Here is a 17,138-nt window from a genome sequence, read left to right on the forward strand (position 1 = left end):
AATAAGGATTTGAAATTATTTAACCACGGATTACATTGATTTACTCGGATTTTATTATGCTGTGCTAAAATGCAATATACATTATACAGAAAACCTGAGACACGGTGAGTTTAATTATACAACTTCTCAACTTCGCAGTGACAGGATGCGATTCAGCTTGCGTTAGGGATAGCAGCGGATAGCCCGCAGTGAGGAGGTACGACGAGCGAGGACTTGGAGCGAATAGCCCGACCCGACTGTCTACTTGAATTTTCTTTTGTGCTGTTATAGTAAATTTACTGGATTTTGTTTTGAAACGGAATTAAAAGGGAACGCCCTAAATATTCTATACATCTTTAAAGGTACTGAACTTAAACAATTTAGGTTTTAAGAGAAATTTCTTTAGATGAATTATTAGGTTTTGTAAGCTTTTTGCCTTTATATTTGCAACCGAATTACTCTACGGGTGTAGTTCAAGGGTAGAATAGCGGTCTCCAAAACCGTTGATGGGGGTTCGAATCCCTCCACCCGTGCATAAAAAAACCAGCTGATAGCTGGTTTTTATTTTTATAATCCTAACTGAAGTCCGATACTCCAATAATTTTGATCTACTGCATTGTTACTGAACACAGGACTTAAATCGTACTTGAATACTAACTTAAAGTGGTCTTTACCTGCGTAAGCTGTTAAGCCATATTGAAAATCGTTTACATTCCAATCTCCTTTTTGTTGTTCATAGTTTTTATAATCTCCAACTTCATATCGTAAGTGTTGTTTTGAGTTGATGTTGTAACCAACGTATCCACCAATTCCAAAGTTGATTCCTTCTTTTGTTGTAAAACGACGGTTTGCTTCGTTATATGTTTTTGAAGTGGTTGTAAAATCTAACGAAATAGGAATTGTTACATAGGTGTTGCGGAAATACGCATAATTTTTACGTAAATTTATTGGAGCAGACATTGTGACAGTTTGATTTTCACCCCTTAAACCAAACATTCGATTTTGTGTTGTTGCCAAACCATTGTATTTAAAGCCTAAACCGTAACGAATACCCCATTTGTTGTTGGTTTTGCTGAAAGGTGTACGTGCGGCAACTCCCCACTCGAAGTAGTTTGAACGCATATAACCGAATTCTGAATTTGCAAAAGCGCCATCGGTAGCTACGTTACCTACACCAAATGCTAAATAAGGTGTTGTTTTGGTGCCGTATTTAACAATGGTATCCATTTGTACGGCCATTGCAAAATCGAAAGGTGATGTTTCTTTGCCCCAATCGTAATCGTAATTTTCATCGGCTGCATCAACTGTATCCTCGGCTTGTTCTTGTGCCATTATGAGTGAAATAATTTGATAGGCTTGATTTTCTGTTATAGCATCTTCTGAAACTTGCTCGTTTACAACGGCTATTTTTTCTTTAAATGTTAACATTTCACTCTCATAAGCTGTTTTTAATACTTGATTGTTGATTATATAATTTACAGCATCGGTATTTTGTGCATTAGCACCAAAAGCTAACAAGGCAATACATAATAGTTTTTTCATTTTTGTTCTTTTTAATTTTTAGAGTGAGTAGTATAATTTAGTAATTTGTTACAATGAACAACAAATGCTGTGCCGTTTTTAACATTTAATTATAAATTCTGACACTCTTACTCTAATAATCTACCCAATGTTTTTTCATCAATATCTAAAGCTTTATTGATTTTTAACACTTTATGATCTTTTGTTATATACACCCTTATAAATTGCCTATGTTTCTTTTTAAAAAGTGATAGAAACTGTTGTTCAAATACCGTTCGCTTTTCCATTAAATTAATTTGCTGGGCCACATTAATAATATATAATGGGTAATTAAAGCCTGTTTTATCAATAAGTTCTTGTACTAATTCTGGCTTTGCGGTAATGCCCATTAAATAAAAATCTATTTCATTACCATATTTTTCAACAACTTTTTTATATTCTTTTACAATCTCAACATTATTTGAACAATTTGGAACCCAAAACTCAACAATTGAAGGTTTATTGGACTGCTGTATTAAATCATAGACTTGTTTTGCAGTAAGTGTTTTAATTTCGGCTTGGGCAAATGATGAAGCTGTAAAAAAACACAGGGCGATAAATAAAATTATTTTTTTCATAGTATTTGGTTTAAAACAATTCTAACACCAAACTTACATTAAATATGTTTTGATCTGAAAACGATCTTTTAAATATAGAGTTTAAATTATATGTTGTTCTTAAACTAAAATTTTGATAACCAACATAAGCTCCTACTCCATAAATAAATTGATTGGAATTGAATTTTGCAGCAGTTGTTTGTCTGTATTTTTCTCCATCAACTTCATATTCTAATTGTCTGCTTAATTGTGAATATCCTAAAAACCCTCCTAGACCTACATAAAATGATTGACGAGATTTTATAATAGAATTTCCGAACTCATCATATTTTCTTTTCGAAAAATCATACTCCAAATAATTAGACCAATTTAGTTCAGTAAAATTCATTCTTGAATTAGTTACAGGAAAATCGATATCAACTAAAACAGTTTCGTTATTAATATTCTCAAATGTTTTATTATCTTTTATCTTAAATAGATGGAAATTAACGTCTAACATAGATTTCCAATAAATACGAGAAGTTTCTTTTCCTACACGCGTTTTAGCCCCCATTCCAACTCCAACAGAAGAAAGAAAACCACTTGCATAATAATCTTTATATGCAGTCTCATCAATAAGTAAGAAACTGTGCCCAAGTAATCTATACTCTACCATAAATAATGATTTATTTTCTATTAATTGCTTTTGATACGCTGTCATATCAGAACTAAAATTGATATTATCTTCAATTTTATTATTGATAAGTATTTTTATTTTATCTGATTGCTTTTCGGTTTCTTCTTCAATTTGCTTGGCATAAAACTCGGCTTTTTCGTTGCGCAACTTATCAGCTTCGGCTTTTGTTAACTCGTTGTTTTCTACTTTTTGATCGATTTCGTTCAACTCTTGTGCCAGTTTGTCTTTATTGTTTTTTATGATTAAATCAATATCATACGAAATATCGTTAACCTTTTTGGTAAATTGATTTACCGATTGTACTGGACGTTTTTCGCTAAAAAATTCTTGTGCCTGAAGATTTAAAAGGCTCAATAAAAAAACGGTGGTTAAAATTACTTTTTTCATTATTCTATCTCTACAGTGTTAGTAAAATTTCCAATAAAGTTATTGTGTTTTTCTTTTATCAACTTCCAAAGAACAATATCTTTTCTAATAGATTTTTCTTCGGTAGTTATGTTGTCAATTTGTCGTTCAATCTCCGCGCTGCGAAGTAAACGTTCACGATTTACTTTAATTTCTACTTTAGATTGATGCGCCAAAACCTTTTCTTCTATTTTTTGATCTGATTTTTGAATGATGTGATGATTTTGCACCACCTCACCTACTTCATTTTCTTTTGGCTGATCTCTATTATTTTGAACAATTTCTGTTGAAACCGATTTCGTTAAATGAACTTTAGTCGGAAACTTATTAGCAACAATCAGTTCTTTATCTCGGATTAATACTGATTTTTTTTCTTCTTCGTTTTTGATAGGTGTAGCATCTTTAGGTTTGTTTACAACGAATTGTTCCGTGGGTTTTGTTTCAGGAAATTGAACTTGATTTTCTTTCTGAAATACAATCCACAAACCTATAAACAACAAGACCGATGCTGCAGCCGATAGCATGTAATAAATAGTTTTGGTTTCTTGCTGAACAGGTTTATCTGCATTTAGCATCTGTTCCATTTTTTCCCAAGCATTTCCAGAAGGTTTTATTTGCCGTTGCTGAAAATGTTCTTTTATATCTTTTTCAAAATCCTCCATCATCTATCGTATTAATTCAATTTGTTGTTTTAGTAATTTTTTAGCGTATGCCAGTTGCGATTTTGATGTTCCGACAGAAATATTCAGCATTTCGGCAATTTTCTGATGTTTGTAACCTTCAATCACACTCAATACAAAAATGTATCGGCAGCCTTTGGGCAAATCGTCAATCAGTTTTTGGTAATCGTTTGATATTTCATAAGAATCTGAAACCACACTTAATACCGACTGACTGGCATCTTCTATAAAATTGAGTTCTTTTTTTGACCGAAGAAACGAAAGGCTTTCGCGAATCATAATCTTGCGGATCCAACCTTCAAAACTACCGTCGTTCCGGTACTGATTTATGTTTTGAAACACCTTCATAAAAGCGCACAGCATTACATCTTCAGCATTGTGAAGATCTTTTATATACTGCCTGCAGGTACTTAACATGATTGGCGAAAACTGATCGAACAATTGTTTTTGTGCCGCGCGGTTGTTGTTTTGTACCTGATTTATTAATTCAGACTCGGTAAAACTTGTTTTTAGATTCAATTGTTTTGACTCTTTACATACATAGACGCAAAAGAAACGGAAAAGGTTGTAAGATGATTGTTTTTTTTTAACTATTTTTTTTGAATGATTAACTCATCCATAGATTTACTGTAGAAATGACTACCCAATTTGCAGAATCTTTCTTTTCTAAAACTAATAATTGTCCAGAACCACACAAACCTCCACAGTGATAACCGTAATATACCGCTGCATAATTTCCTGAAAAACTTACTTTGGAAAATTCGACTACCCAATTTGATTGATATTTTTTATATATTTGATCCCAATCCTTATAAATATCACGTTTAAAGAAAGAATTGAATTTTCTTTTGCTAATTGACTTAAGATTAAATGTTGGATCAACAAAAGATTTGATTTTGATTTTTTGAGTCGAAGTTTTTAGCAAACCTAAAAGAGCATCTTGATAATTTTGATCGGTTTCATATTTCTTTGCTGATTCATCGTCAAAAAAACCTGAAAGAATCAACTCTTGATCAGCTTTTAACATATTTAACAACTCTCTTGAATCATCATGTAATTTTACATTTCTAATAACAAGAATTGTATTTTTATTTGTCCAATTAATTTCTTTATTATTAATTATGGTTGAATATATTTCGTATTCATTGTGAGATTGCCCATAAACATCAAAATTTGATGTAATAATAAATAGGATTGAGAAAAGAATTGTTCTTATATATTGAAACATTATTTATTTTTCAACCAATATAATAAAAACTTCGGAATTCATAGCCCGGATTGCAGCGGTATCCTTTCTTGTTGCCGTCGACTCCGCTCGGGCAACAAGAAAGATATAGCGGAAAGCCGGAAAAAGCTTCAAATAATTACTATTAAAAATGAAAGATTAATTATAATGAGATTACTTCGTCAGTTCGCAAGCTCGTGTCCGGATCAAGTCCGGAATGACAAAATTAAAGTAAATTATGATTTATTAGCCAATTGTCCGCAGGCAGCATCAATGTCTTTTCCGCGAGATCGGCGCACTTTTGCTACAATACCGGCATTGTCTAATGCTTTAAGATACGCATCGATAACAACTGGGTCGGCTTGTTGAAATTCGCCATCGTCAATTGGGTTGTATTCAATGATGTTTACTTTGCAGGGTACATATTTGCAGAATTTCACCAACGCATCAATGGCTTTTTTATCGTCGTTAATGCCTTTCCAAACTACATATTCGTAAGTGATTTTGCTTTTTGTTTTTCGGTACCAGTATTCTAACGCTTCGCGCAGTTCTTGTAACGGAAAACTTTTGGTAAATGGCATGATTTTGTTTCGGGTTTCTTCGATTGCCGAATGCAGTGAAACAGCCAGATTGAATTTAACCTCATCGTCTGCCATTTTTCTAATCATTTTTGAAACACCCGAAGTGGATACGGTAATACGTTTTGGCGACATTCCCAAACCTTCGTCTGAAGTGATTTTTTCGATCGCTTTCATTACATTCGGATAGTTCATCAACGGTTCGCCCATTCCCATAAACACAATGTTGGATAGCGGACGGTTGTGATACAGTCTGCTTTCCTGATCAATAGCCACGACTTGATCGTAAATTTCATCGGGACCTAAATTACGCATGCGCTTTAAACGCGCCGTTGCACAGAAATTACAGTCTAAACTGCAACCAACTTGCGACGACACGCAGGCTGTTGTACGTTTTTCGGTAGGAATTAAAACAGATTCTACAATTAAACCATCGTGTAAACGTACCGCATTTTTTATAGTACCGTCGTTGCTGTGCTGCATGGTATCTACCTGAATGTGGTTTATTACAAAGTGCTGTTCTAACAAAATGCGGGTTTCTTTTGATATGTTTGTCATATCGTCAAAACTATGCGCGCCCTTGCTCCACAACCATTCATACACCTGATTACCACGAAAAGCTTTATCGCCCTGCGCCACAAAAAAGTCACGTATTTGCTCTTTGGTTAAACTGCGTATGTCTTTTTTAACTGTATTCATGCTGCAAAGTTACAACAAAAAAAAGCTATTTTATATTTTGAATTTCGGTTGAAGTTGCTGTAACCGCTTTTGTGATTTTTGCTTTGGCAAGTAAATGAGCGTCCTTATTGTTATTTGCTGTTCCTAAAGATATAATTGCCGTTAAAATCATTGCACAGCTTACAAAGCCTAAACCAACAATGGCATTTTTAAATGTAGTGTTCATGTTTTTATTATTAAATAGTTTCTAAATATAATATTTTTACTTTATAACGATAAAAAACAACTGTTTATTATTTGATATTTAACATTTTAAGCCTTACTATTATCAAATCATAAACTACAAAACATTGAACTATTTATAAAATTGTTGATTATCTTTACCAGAAAATAAAAGTATATGCATTTTATTTCAGAAGAATTAGAGAATTATATAGAAAAACATTCTGCAGCCGAACCTGAGCTTTTACAGCAGTTAAATAAGGAAACGTATCAAAAAATACTGCAACCACGTATGTTAAGCGGTCATTTTCAGGGGCGTGTGTTGAGTATGCTTTCAAAAATCATTCAACCAAAACATATTTTAGAATTGGGAACATACACTGGTTATGCTACCTTATGTATGGCAGAAGGTTTGGCAACGAACGGAACTATTGATACCATTGATATTAATGAAGAATTGGAAGATATTCAACAGAAATATTTCAGCGCCTCGGCATTTAAAGACCAGATTATTCAGCATGTTGGGAACGCTTTGGATATAGTACCTACTTTGAACAAAAAATTCGATTTGGTATTTATTGATGCCGATAAGGAAAACTATATTAATTATTGGAATTTAATTGTCCCTATGATGAATAAAGGCGGAATTATTCTATCGGACAACGTATTGTGGAGCGGAAAGGTTTTAGAAGATGTTCAAAAAAACGATAAATCAACACCGATACTTTTAGAGTTTAATAAACTTGTGAATGAAGATACACGGGTTGAAACGGTTTTACTGCCGATACGCGATGGTTTAACGGTTAGTAGAATAAAATAAAATTAATGACTAAAAGAAAAAAAGCGGTATTTAATTGGAGTGGCGGAAAAGATTCTGCTTTGGCTTTGCTAAAAATACTTGAGCAAGATGAATTTAATGTTGTTTCGCTACTAACAACCATCAACCAAGAAACTTTAACATCTTCTGTACATTCTATTCCAGTAGATATTTTGGATAAACAAGCCAAAAGCATTGGCATTCCACTATATACGGTATTATTTGCTAAAGATTTATCTGATTACGATAGTAAAATGAGCGATACCGTTGATTTTTTTAAGAAACAAGGTGTTACACATTTTATTTTTGGAGATATTTTTTTGACCGATATAAAAACGTATCGTGAAAACAAATTAAATCCTTTAGGTATTGAGGTTGTTGAACCGCTTTGGAATATGTCATCGGCAGAAGTGATGAACGATTTTTTAAAATCGGGAATTAAAACAAAAATTATTGTTACCCAAGCCAATAAATTAAATGAAACATTTATTGGTAAAGATTTAAACCATGAAACCATTAGCTTATTTCCTGATGATGTTGATGTTTGCGGAGAAAATGGCGAATACCATACCCTATCTTATGCAGGTAGATTGTTTAAAAACAAAGTAGATTTTACTATTTTACACACCAATAAAATTTCGTACGATATTAAGTTAGACAACGGAAAAACAAAAACGTTTGAATATTGGCAAGCAAAAATAAGTTCATAACAAAACGCTTCTTATTGGAAAGCGTTTTGTTGTTGTTTATCGGTAAGTTTGTTTTGATCAACAACTACTTAACTCTTACTCGTTTGACTTTTCACCACAAATTGCAATGATTTACTCGGATTTTGCTATTAAATTATACAGCAATACAATTTACAAAATAGAAGATACTACTTCTTAACCAACTTTTTAACTGCTGTACCTGCGTTGGTTTGTATGTGCAGCATATAGGTGCCACTTGCTAAATTTTCTACATTTAATTGTATTTTGGTTTCACCATTAAAATTTTGTGTGTTCAATTTTTTGCCTGTAATATCGTAAATAACAACTTTGTTAACCAACATATTTTCACTGTTTGTTATGTTTACAACGTTTGTTGCCGGGTTTGGGAACATATTAAATTTTGCAGACAATTGTTCGTTAATACCTAAATTAATAACCTCTGGCGGCACCGCGCCTAATGCCGTTATTTTAATGTTATCGTAACGGTTGCGGGTATATATTTGCGGGTTATTTATACCACTTACAACACCTGCATCTAATAAAATAGAATTAATAGGAAAATCTTGAATTAAATTGATAGAAGTTTCGTTCTTTAAAAAATCTGTTACAAAAACTTTATTTAAATAAGGAATTTCAAAATATACTTTTCTGTTTGTATAATCTAAATAAAAAACAAATTTAATCCACGTATTAAAAGGTATATACTCGCCGATTGCTGTATTATTACTTACAAAAGGGTGAGCGCTGAATTTACCGACTGTTTTTTCTAATGCAACCACCGCTAAATTTGTTGCTGTAGGATAAGTTAATACGTTACCATCATTACCTGCTATAACAATTCTACTTGTGTTTCCAGCTGTGTTGGTAGCATGTTTTGAACCGGTGTAATAGTCAATTTCAAACATCAAAACATCATTACCTGTATTGCGGTTATTTATTAACGGGCTTAGGTTTGTTTTAAAAGCAAGAAGAGATTCAGCACTTGTTAACCCTGTGCTTATGTCTAGCACCTTGCCCCTACCGGTTTCGTTTACAATGGTAAAAAAACTGTTAGACTGTGTATTTTGAGAATAGGTAAACCAACCCCATTGTCCAGGCATAGTACCTGTGGTATTGGTACCTAAATTACCAACACTGTGATTGTCGAAATTTTCGGTGTACAATACCTGACTGTTGGTGTAGCTTACAGACAATAGTAAAAGTATAATAAATAAATTCTTTTTCATAATTTCATAATAAGTAATTAAAAGTACAGGCTGCTTGCGCAGCCTTGTTTATTAAAATCTATCTACCTGTAACGGTTAAATGAAGGGCAGAATTTATCCAACCTGTTTGGCCCGAAGCAAAAAAGCCTAATTTTAACCCGTAGTGCATTATAAAAAAGTTGCTCAAAACACTAATAATTAGTATATTGTATTGACTAACAATCAGATACAATTATGAGCAACTTAGAAGCAAGTTACAAATTAATTTTAATCGAATTACGTAAAATAGCAGAATTTGAAAATATGTATTTCAAGCCAATAAAGCCAAAGCTATCTGATATAGAATTGATTAGCTTAATGATTTTGGCGGAATTCAAATCGATTGATTCTGAACATCAACTTTTTAGAGACATAAAAGGTTTTGAAATTGCATCCAGAATTGAGCGAAGCGTTTATAACAGAAGAAAAAGAAAACTATTTCCATTTATGGAAGAAATCAGAATGAAAATGGTTGAAAAATTTAATGAGTTTGAAACCTTTTTTGTAGTAGATAGTATGCCGTTGGAGGTTTGTAAAATTTCACGCTCATCACGTAGTAAAATTTGTAAAGAAACAGATTACGCTATTCCAAATAAAGGATTTTGTGCCTCTCAAAACTTACATTTTTACGGGTATAAATTACACGCTGTTTGTTCAATTAATGGTGTTTTCAGAGCTTTGATTTATCTCCTGCTTCGGTTCATGATATTCATTATTTACAAGATATTAAAATGCAACTATCCGACTGTGTGATACTTGCCGATAAGGGCTATCTTTCTAGCACTATACAGCTAGACTTATTTAAGGAGGTAAATATACAATTGGAAACGCCAAAAAGAAAAAATCAGAAAGACTATAAACCACAGTTTTATCCCTTTAAAAAATACAGGAAAAGGATTGAGACTTTATTCTCTCAACTATGTGACCAGTTTATGATAAGAAGGAATTATGCCAAAACTTTTCAGGGATATAAAACAAGAATTTTGACTAAAATTACAACACTTACCGCTATTCAATATTTGAATAGATTTGTGTTTAATAGAAACATCAACAAATTAAAAATTAATCTCGTTGGATAATGCACTACGGGTTAATTTTAATTTATAGGTACTGTCAATATCCACCTCATGAGGTACACCAGTTCCAACATCAAAAACCACTTCTCGTGAATTGCAAAGATTGCCATCGAAAGGTGCCGCAATATCCCATTGTGTATCTTGTGGCACTCCTGGGGTATCATCATGAAAGTAATATAGTGGTGCCGTAGCAGCAATGCCAGGTATGGCACCTGATAATAGATTACCCCCTAAATCTTTTACGCGTTTCCAACCATGATCTCTCAAATCTGGTGGACCTGAAGGTAACGTTTTTATTTCAGGATGCATTAAGGTACTTAACACCAATGCACCTGTAGTACTATCGTAAACTTCTACTTCGTAGAAAAAAACTTTACCATAGTTATATAACAAATCTTGTTCTTGAGGAGTTATATTAGCTAAAAAAAAGAAACCTTGACCAGATCCTTGAGCTGGGTTTTGAGTGTTAGCTAGATGCAGCAATTTATCTTCTATACGGAGCCCGCTATTAGCAGGTACAGTAAACATATTTGCAACTCTAACCAAATTTCCTACTTCTTGGTTATTAGCATACAAAGTAGGGAAATTTGTAGTTAAAGAAATAGAATTAGGAGAATGTGGATTTGTATCATCAAAAACTCCATCGTTAACTCCATCAAAATACGCCAGCCCTACATACGAATATACTCTAATATCATAAATAGAATGGTCATCTACATTACCGTTTGTTATATAATACCAAGGCTGTAAAATACCAAAACCAGGAACGGGACTAGGATGATTTCTATACCATATATCCCATGGCGAAATATAATTATCACCCCACCAACCTATACCAGTTGAACTATACCAAGCACTTTGCCCACTATTGTTGTTATTAAAACTGTTGGTTTGGTACTGTGAACCGGCCTCTTCTTGTGGTTGCATTTCTACATCTTCAAAAACGCTGTCTGTTGCACATGCTGTAAGGGTTAAGGCAACTACCCCCCCCCACAAAATTTTGGTAAATTTTGTCATAATAATTATTTTTTTAATTGATTGTATTGTAAATATAACAAAATTTTTAACACCCTGTTAAATAAAATAAAAAATTAAATTTTACATAAACAACTACTTAACTCTTACTCGTTTGACTTTTCACCACAAATTGCAATGATTTACTCGGATTTTGCTATTAAATTATACAGCAATACAATTTACAAAATAGAAGATACTACTTCTTAACCAACTTTTTAACTGCAATACCCTCTGTTGTTTGCAAGTACAACATATAGGTACCGCTTGCCAGGTTTTCTACATTTAGTTGTATCCCACCTTCGTTGTTAAAACTTTGGGTACTTAACTGCTTACCGCTAATATCGTAAATAACAACTTTGTTAACCAACATATTTTCACTGTTTGTTATGTTTACAACGTTTGTTGCCGGGTTTGGGAACATATTAAATTTTGCAGACAATTGTTCATTGGTGCTTAATATATAAGGCGGTAATGTTTTTAAACCTGACACTTTAATGTTGTCTATTTTTATAATAGATGTTGCTCCTAAACTCCCTGCATCAAAATCTAAAGCAAAAGGTATGGTATTATGATAAAAAGGTGCTGTTGCTTGTAGGTTTAATGTAGGTATGTAAAAATATACATTATTGTTGTTGTAATCTACAAACATTTCTGCCTTTATCCACATATTGTGCGGAAAGGGTGTGGTGTTGTAATTTTTTAAAATAAGTGTTTTACTGCTGGTATTATCTAAGTAATTACCCAATATGCGTTTTAAGTTTGTTAGTGATTGAAAGCCAATATTAACTATAGTAAAATTATTTAATATACTTCCAGAAACACCAAAGGTACCCACCCCATAAAACTCATATTCAAATTTAAAGATGTTGTTTCCCGGGGTACGGTTGTTCCACAATGTGGTTAAAAAACCGTCTTCTTGCCTGAAAGTGTAGCTATCTGTTTGTGTAGTTGAACTGGATGTTATTGTTAGCACGTTGCCTTTACCTGCCTCTGCAGTAATCATTCCTGTGGCTGAACTAGTAGGGCTCCTTGATACCAACCACCCCCCAAGTCCAGGGGTGGTATCATCATAGTTGGTATTTAAATGACCCGTGGGGTAACTATTAAAATCTTCGGCAAAAAAAGTTTGGGCCTGTGTTGCAAAACAAATAAAAAACACATACAAGATGATGATATGTTGGGCTATTTTTTTCATTGTTTTATGTTAATTTAATTCTAGTTTTACTGTTGAAGCGGTACCACCCATAGCGGTACCACCAATACCAGAACTAGGACCACCCCCATAGCTATACCCTCCTCTAAAAGTTTCAATACTTACTCTATAACTCACCCCATTTAAAGGGTTCGCAAATACAGTTTCAGACGGGTACGTACCATCTTCTAAAACAAGTTCGTAAGAACGAAAACCATTATCATTACATCTAATATTTTTATATAATTTTGCAGAACCTACACCCGGTAAATTTGATGCCGGAATGGTAGTATCTGCCCAATAGGTTGTATCGCCTGTATCGCAATATGCCGTAATGTAACCATCGGCAATTACCAAAGACGTTCCAGGATCTTTAGCTACCCAATAATAAAAGAATACTTTACCGTATTTAGATAAAAAATCTTGTTCCATAGCAGTAGATGTTTGGTAAGGTGCAGGCGGTGACGAAATATCAAAATAAATAAAATTTGGATTGTATGCACTATTTATATTCGCACCAATAACAGGGCAATGATCTGTAGAAAACACCCTAAGTACCGTATTATCCCAAATTGGTGCAGCAAAACCGGATAACGTTATGGGCTTTGCCGGAACAAAATTACCAATTTCATTAAATGTTGGAGTTGGATACATATTGGGGAATTGTGTAGGTAAACCGATAAATGGTCCTTCTCCTATATTTGTACTTTCATCGAAAAATGTACTATCAAACACATCATTATCAGAATAAGCCAAGCCAATATAAGGTGTTACCTCAAATACAAGACGTGTTGCCGGCGTACTTGGGTAAGCCGTTGTGTTTTCATAATGGTACCACATTTCTCTATACTCGCGGTTGTATATGTCCCAAAAAGATTTGTAGCCATTTGGGTTTGCAACAGTTCCAGTGTAACTATTGGTAGTCATTCCACCATTAGCATCAGCTGTTTGTGAACTGTTGTCTGGTTGATCTGCGTTGTCAAAAATGCTGTCTGTTGTACATGCTGTAAGGGTTACTACCCCCCCCCCAGTAAAAAAAGTAATTTTTTCATAATGTTCTAATTTTTAATTAAGTGTATTGTAAATATAATCAAAATTTTAACAAAATGTTAAATAAAATACAAAAAAGAACACACTTTTTATATAAAACAAAAACGCTTTCTATTCGAAAGCGTTTTGTTGTTGTTTGTCTGTAAGTTTGTATTTATTGTTGAAATATTTAAAGATGTAATAAAATAAAAACCCTGAAGCAATACCGAAAATGTATCCGCATAAAATATCTAACGGATAATGCAATGCCAGATAAATGCGTGTATAAGCAAATATCAACGGGAAAAAGAAAATAAGCCAGGCGTATTTGTAATATCTTTTCATAATTAAAAAGATGATTAATATAGAACCGCTGGAATTTGATGCATGCCCCGAAAAGAAACTCGGACTATTTGCTTTTCTTAAAATACGCAAAAAAGGTTCAATTAACGGATCGTTCACCGGACGTAATCTAGCTACACTGTATTTTACTAAATTGGTTGTTTGATCGGTAAAAACAAAGAAAACCGTTAGTACCAATACTAAAAGTCCGAACTGTTTTAGCGAAATCTTTTTTAACAGTAAAAAAATAAGAATTATAAAAAACGGCCACCAGTTAATTTGGTGGGTAATGTACATAAAAATAGGATCCAAAAAATTGGTTCCTAAATTATTTAAGTAGATCAAAAGTTGCTGATCTTTTTCAATAAGATTTTCTAACATTAGTTTTGGCGTTTAATTGGGCCGGTCATTGTTTCAATATCTTCTTTCGCCTTGTCAATTTCTTGTTGTACATCGTTTAATGGATTGTACTTATCCAAGTCTAAATTAACAGAACTTTTAATATCGTCTAAACCAATGCGTTTTTTGATATCTTCTACGTTTACCGCTTCTTTTATATCTTTAATTACACCTGTTTCATCTACTGTTTTAGTAATTTCAGACTTTAAATCGTTCGATGCATTTTTAACTTGATTAATTACCCTTGCCAAGCCACGCGCCATTTCGGGAATTTTATCTGAACCAAAAAGCATTAAAATAACTGCTACAATTAGTACCATTTCGCCACCACCAATTCCTAAAAAAAGCGGACTTATATATAGATTTAAATACATTTTAATTATTTTACTACAAAGTTACGTAAAACTATTATTTTAAAACCTTTACAATTTCTAAAAATTCTGTAGCTTTTTCTGTGTACATAAGGTTAAGCTGCGTAATATCTACTGTTTGATACGATGTTATTATAATTGGATCTTGTGCTAAAAAGTACCCAAATGCCATATAATACTGTTCTGGAATTTTTAATTTATCCAAGTAAAACTCAATCGGAAATTTGTTTAAAAGTTGGTTGACAAACAAATATTCTTCGTCTAACTCCACCGCTTTTTTAAGCATTTTTGTTCTTCCAGAAATAGCATTTATAATAGCATCGACAGGAATAATTCCGCCGTTTGATGTTGTTGCTCTGTGCAGTCTGCGTTGTGCAGGTGTTAGTTTTCGCGCACCACCTAAGCCTAAACTTTCGGTTGTAACACGGCGATCAATTATAATTTCATCTAATAGATTTTCGGCGTATTCCATGGGCACAAAAACGATTGATTTGTTCATATCGGCGTACGATAATACTTTTTCACGACCTATTAAATGCACTGCCGAAAAAATAAGGGTGTCGTTCGGGTTTGCTTCTATAGAAAAATATCCGCCTTTCTCTGTAAGTGCAGAAGTATTTAAACTAGTGTTTTTTACATAGATACCTTCCAAATCGCGCGTTTTAGCAACAACTTTTCCTAATATGTTTTTTTTCTGCGCAAAACCGTTTAAAGTTCCAAGCAGCACAAAAAACAACAATAATATATAGGTAGTACTTTTATTCATTTTACAAAACTATTCATTCTTTTATCAGCACAAAATGTATTATCACTTATTTAACGCAACGGTATATTTTCTTGTTCCAAAAACTGAAACGATTTATCTAACAAATACATACGCCATTTAGCTTCATCGCCACTTTTAATATATTCGTCTATCACATAATCATCGTTTAAATAATAATAAAACTTCTCGACTAGCTCGTCAGGAATTTTCAAATAATCAGTCATAATATTTCTTGGCAAACCTGCTACATAAGGATTCATTTGCGTTGGACTACGTTCTACAAACTCTTCCAAATCACCTTTATTTTTGCTTAATTTTTTAAGCAGCCACATAAACATCGCTTTAAAATCCATATTTGCGTTTGGATTTCTTTTGAAGATGTGTTTATTAATTTCAGCGGAATTAAATCCCAATGATTTCGATGTGATTTTATTTATGGTAACTTCTCTTAAAACTTCTGATAATGGTTCAGGATAGATCCTAATTATAGTATTTTCAAGATCGTTAACCTTTATAAAATATTTCAATTGATAAAACTCGTTTTCAATCAATGCCAATTCGTCATTTGGTTTTATTTTGATATCAAAATAACCTGCAACATCAGTTAAAACTACTTCTTGTGTAGATACATTGATAACTTTTAATGGAAAAATGCCAACTTCGGTAATCATTAACCGCATTTTATATTGATTTCGATCTTGCGCAAACGACACGGTTGATACTAAAAGTACTAAAAAGTAAATGTATTTCATAAATGTTTTATTTGATTTACACCAAAAGTATCTGTAAAAATGTTAAAACATAATCATGGTTTTGGTAAACAATTGTTAAATAAATAAGTTTGTTGTTTATTTATAACTCATGAAGAATTTAATCATAGCAAGTACCTCAACCGTTTTTGGGTTGGGTTATTTAGAATATTTACTACCTACTTTAAAAGATCATTTTAAAAACGCATCAACGATATTGTTTATACCTTATGCAAGACCGGGCGGAATTTCGCACGACGATTACACCGCTAAAGTTGCCGAAGCTTTTGCAAAAATCGAAAAAAAAGTAGTTGGTTTACATACGTTTGAAAATCCTGTGGAAGCCATTGAAAAAGCTGAAGGAATTTTCACAGGTGGTGGAAATACTTTTTTATTGGTTAAACAATTGTATTGGCACAAAGTACTATTGCCTTTAAAAGAGGTATTGCAAAGCGGCACGCCTTATTTAGGATGTTCGGCTGGTAGCAATATTACCGGTTTAACTATGGAAACTACCAACGACATGCCTATTGTGTATCCGCCGAGTTTTCAAACATTGGCAATGGTTCCGTTTAACATCAATCCGCATTATTTAGATCCTGTGGAAGGATCTACCCACATGGGCGAAACCAGAGAAACACGAATTAATGAATTTCACAGTTTTAATACACAACCAGTTTTAGGATTGCGCGAAGGAAGTTGGTTAGAAGTTCGCGGATCAAAAATCACATTGAAAGGTAGTTTAACTGCCCGTTTGTTCAGACAAAACCAACAACCTATTGAATTAGAACCTAATTCAGATTTATCAAACTTATCATAAAACGATCTTTTACAGATCGTTTTTTTATTTCTTTTTTGTAACTTGA

The 17,138-nt window shown here is 33.1% G+C and carries 19 protein-coding genes, 1 tRNA gene and 1 pseudogene; 5 read left to right on the plus strand and 16 right to left on the minus strand.

Annotated elements, in window-relative coordinates; genetic code table 11:
* Positions 1-441: 441 nt before the first annotated feature.
* A tRNA-Trp gene (locus tag EG242_RS08930) sits at positions 442-512 on the plus strand.
* 34 nt (positions 513-546) lie between these two features.
* Here EG242_RS08930 and EG242_RS08935 read toward each other — a convergent pair.
* The 8 genes from EG242_RS08935 to EG242_RS08970 form a co-directional block, all read right to left on the minus strand.
* Complete coding sequence (locus EG242_RS08935; protein WP_124899552.1) at positions 547-1,521, minus strand: porin family protein; 975 nt, start codon at positions 1,519-1,521, stop codon at positions 547-549.
* Between the two features lie 107 nt (positions 1,522-1,628).
* On the minus strand, positions 1,629-2,117 hold the full coding sequence (locus EG242_RS08940) for a thioredoxin domain-containing protein (RefSeq protein ID WP_124899553.1): 489 nt from the start codon (positions 2,115-2,117) through the stop codon (positions 1,629-1,631).
* Between the two features lie 10 nt (positions 2,118-2,127).
* On the minus strand, positions 2,128-3,159 hold the full coding sequence (locus EG242_RS08945) for a hypothetical protein (protein ID WP_124899554.1): 1,032 nt from the start codon (positions 3,157-3,159) through the stop codon (positions 2,128-2,130).
* Positions 3,159-3,842 (minus strand): hypothetical protein, encoded by a 684-nt coding sequence (locus EG242_RS08950; RefSeq protein ID WP_124899555.1) that lies wholly within the window; start codon positions 3,840-3,842, stop codon positions 3,159-3,161. Before EG242_RS08950 ends, EG242_RS08945 begins: the two co-directional genes overlap by 1 nt.
* On the minus strand, positions 3,843-4,376 hold the full coding sequence (locus EG242_RS08955; protein WP_235831894.1) for an RNA polymerase sigma factor: 534 nt from the start codon (positions 4,374-4,376) through the stop codon (positions 3,843-3,845). It lies immediately after the preceding gene.
* 88 nt (positions 4,377-4,464) lie between these two features.
* Positions 4,465-5,085, minus strand: a complete 621-nt coding sequence (locus EG242_RS08960) for a hypothetical protein (protein WP_124899557.1) — start codon at positions 5,083-5,085, stop codon at positions 4,465-4,467.
* A 233-nt stretch (positions 5,086-5,318) separates the two neighbouring features.
* Positions 5,319-6,359, minus strand: coding sequence for a 23S rRNA (adenine(2503)-C(2))-methyltransferase RlmN (gene rlmN / locus EG242_RS08965; protein ID WP_124899558.1), 1,041 nt, complete (start codon positions 6,357-6,359; stop codon positions 5,319-5,321).
* Between the two features lie 25 nt (positions 6,360-6,384).
* Positions 6,385-6,564 (minus strand): hypothetical protein, encoded by a 180-nt coding sequence (locus EG242_RS08970; RefSeq protein ID WP_124899559.1) that lies wholly within the window; start codon positions 6,562-6,564, stop codon positions 6,385-6,387.
* Positions 6,565-6,738: 174 nt separating this feature from the next.
* Here EG242_RS08970 and EG242_RS08975 point away from each other — a divergent pair, with 174 nt between their 5' ends.
* A complete protein-coding gene (locus EG242_RS08975; protein ID WP_124899560.1) occupies positions 6,739-7,380 on the plus strand; it encodes an O-methyltransferase in 642 nt (213 codons plus the stop codon).
* A 5-nt stretch (positions 7,381-7,385) separates the two neighbouring features.
* Positions 7,386-8,087 carry a Dph6-related ATP pyrophosphatase gene (locus EG242_RS08980; protein ID WP_124899561.1) on the plus strand — a complete coding sequence of 234 codons (702 nt, stop codon included), beginning with the start codon at positions 7,386-7,388 and terminating at the stop codon, positions 8,085-8,087.
* A 167-nt stretch (positions 8,088-8,254) separates the two neighbouring features.
* Here EG242_RS08980 and EG242_RS08985 read toward each other — a convergent pair whose 3' ends face one another.
* Positions 8,255-9,313 carry a T9SS type A sorting domain-containing protein gene (locus EG242_RS08985; protein ID WP_124899562.1) on the minus strand — a complete coding sequence of 353 codons (1,059 nt, stop codon included), beginning with the start codon at positions 9,311-9,313 and terminating at the stop codon, positions 8,255-8,257.
* A 213-nt stretch (positions 9,314-9,526) separates the two neighbouring features.
* On the opposite strand from EG242_RS08985, the pseudogene EG242_RS08990 reads away from it, so the two are divergent.
* A pseudogene (locus EG242_RS08990) lies at positions 9,527-10,410 on the plus strand (IS982 family transposase).
* On the opposite strand, the gene EG242_RS08995 reads toward EG242_RS08990, so the two are convergent.
* The 7 genes from EG242_RS08995 to EG242_RS09025 all read right to left on the minus strand — a co-directional run bounded on the left by EG242_RS08995 (position 10,387) and on the right by EG242_RS09025 (position 16,275).
* A complete protein-coding gene (locus tag EG242_RS08995; protein ID WP_124899563.1) occupies positions 10,387-11,424 on the minus strand; it encodes a hypothetical protein in 1,038 nt (345 codons plus the stop codon). The pseudogene EG242_RS08990 and the gene EG242_RS08995 overlap by 24 nt on opposite strands.
* A gap of 196 nt (positions 11,425-11,620) precedes the next feature.
* Positions 11,621-12,619, minus strand: coding sequence for a T9SS type A sorting domain-containing protein (locus tag EG242_RS09000; RefSeq protein WP_124899564.1), 999 nt, complete (start codon positions 12,617-12,619; stop codon positions 11,621-11,623).
* A 9-nt stretch (positions 12,620-12,628) separates the two neighbouring features.
* Positions 12,629-13,543 carry a hypothetical protein gene (locus EG242_RS09005; protein WP_124899565.1) on the minus strand — a complete coding sequence of 305 codons (915 nt, stop codon included), beginning with the start codon at positions 13,541-13,543 and terminating at the stop codon, positions 12,629-12,631.
* A 234-nt stretch (positions 13,544-13,777) separates the two neighbouring features.
* Entirely contained in the window at positions 13,778-14,368 is a 591-nt protein-coding gene (locus EG242_RS09010; RefSeq protein WP_124899566.1) for a phosphatase PAP2 family protein, read from the minus strand.
* Positions 14,368-14,760 (minus strand): twin-arginine translocase TatA/TatE family subunit, encoded by a 393-nt coding sequence (locus EG242_RS09015; protein ID WP_124899567.1) that lies wholly within the window; start codon positions 14,758-14,760, stop codon positions 14,368-14,370. The genes EG242_RS09010 and EG242_RS09015 overlap by 1 nt, the downstream gene beginning before the upstream one ends.
* Positions 14,761-14,794: 34 nt before the next feature.
* Positions 14,795-15,523: a hypothetical protein gene (locus EG242_RS09020; RefSeq protein WP_124899568.1), complete on the minus strand. Its 729-nt coding sequence runs from the start codon at positions 15,521-15,523 to the stop codon at positions 14,795-14,797.
* Between the two features lie 50 nt (positions 15,524-15,573).
* Entirely contained in the window at positions 15,574-16,275 is a 702-nt protein-coding gene (locus tag EG242_RS09025; protein ID WP_124899569.1) for a hypothetical protein, read from the minus strand.
* Positions 16,276-16,384: 109 nt separating this feature from the next.
* On the opposite strand from EG242_RS09025, the gene pepE reads away from it, so the two are divergent.
* Positions 16,385-17,092, plus strand: a complete 708-nt coding sequence (pepE, locus tag EG242_RS09030; RefSeq protein WP_124899570.1) for a dipeptidase PepE — start codon at positions 16,385-16,387, stop codon at positions 17,090-17,092.
* Positions 17,093-17,138 lie beyond the last annotated feature (46 nt).

Origin of the sequence: Paenimyroides viscosum, from assembly GCF_003858535.1 — a bacterium.
Classification (GTDB): Bacteria; Bacteroidota; Bacteroidia; order Flavobacteriales; family Flavobacteriaceae; genus Flavobacterium; species Flavobacterium viscosum.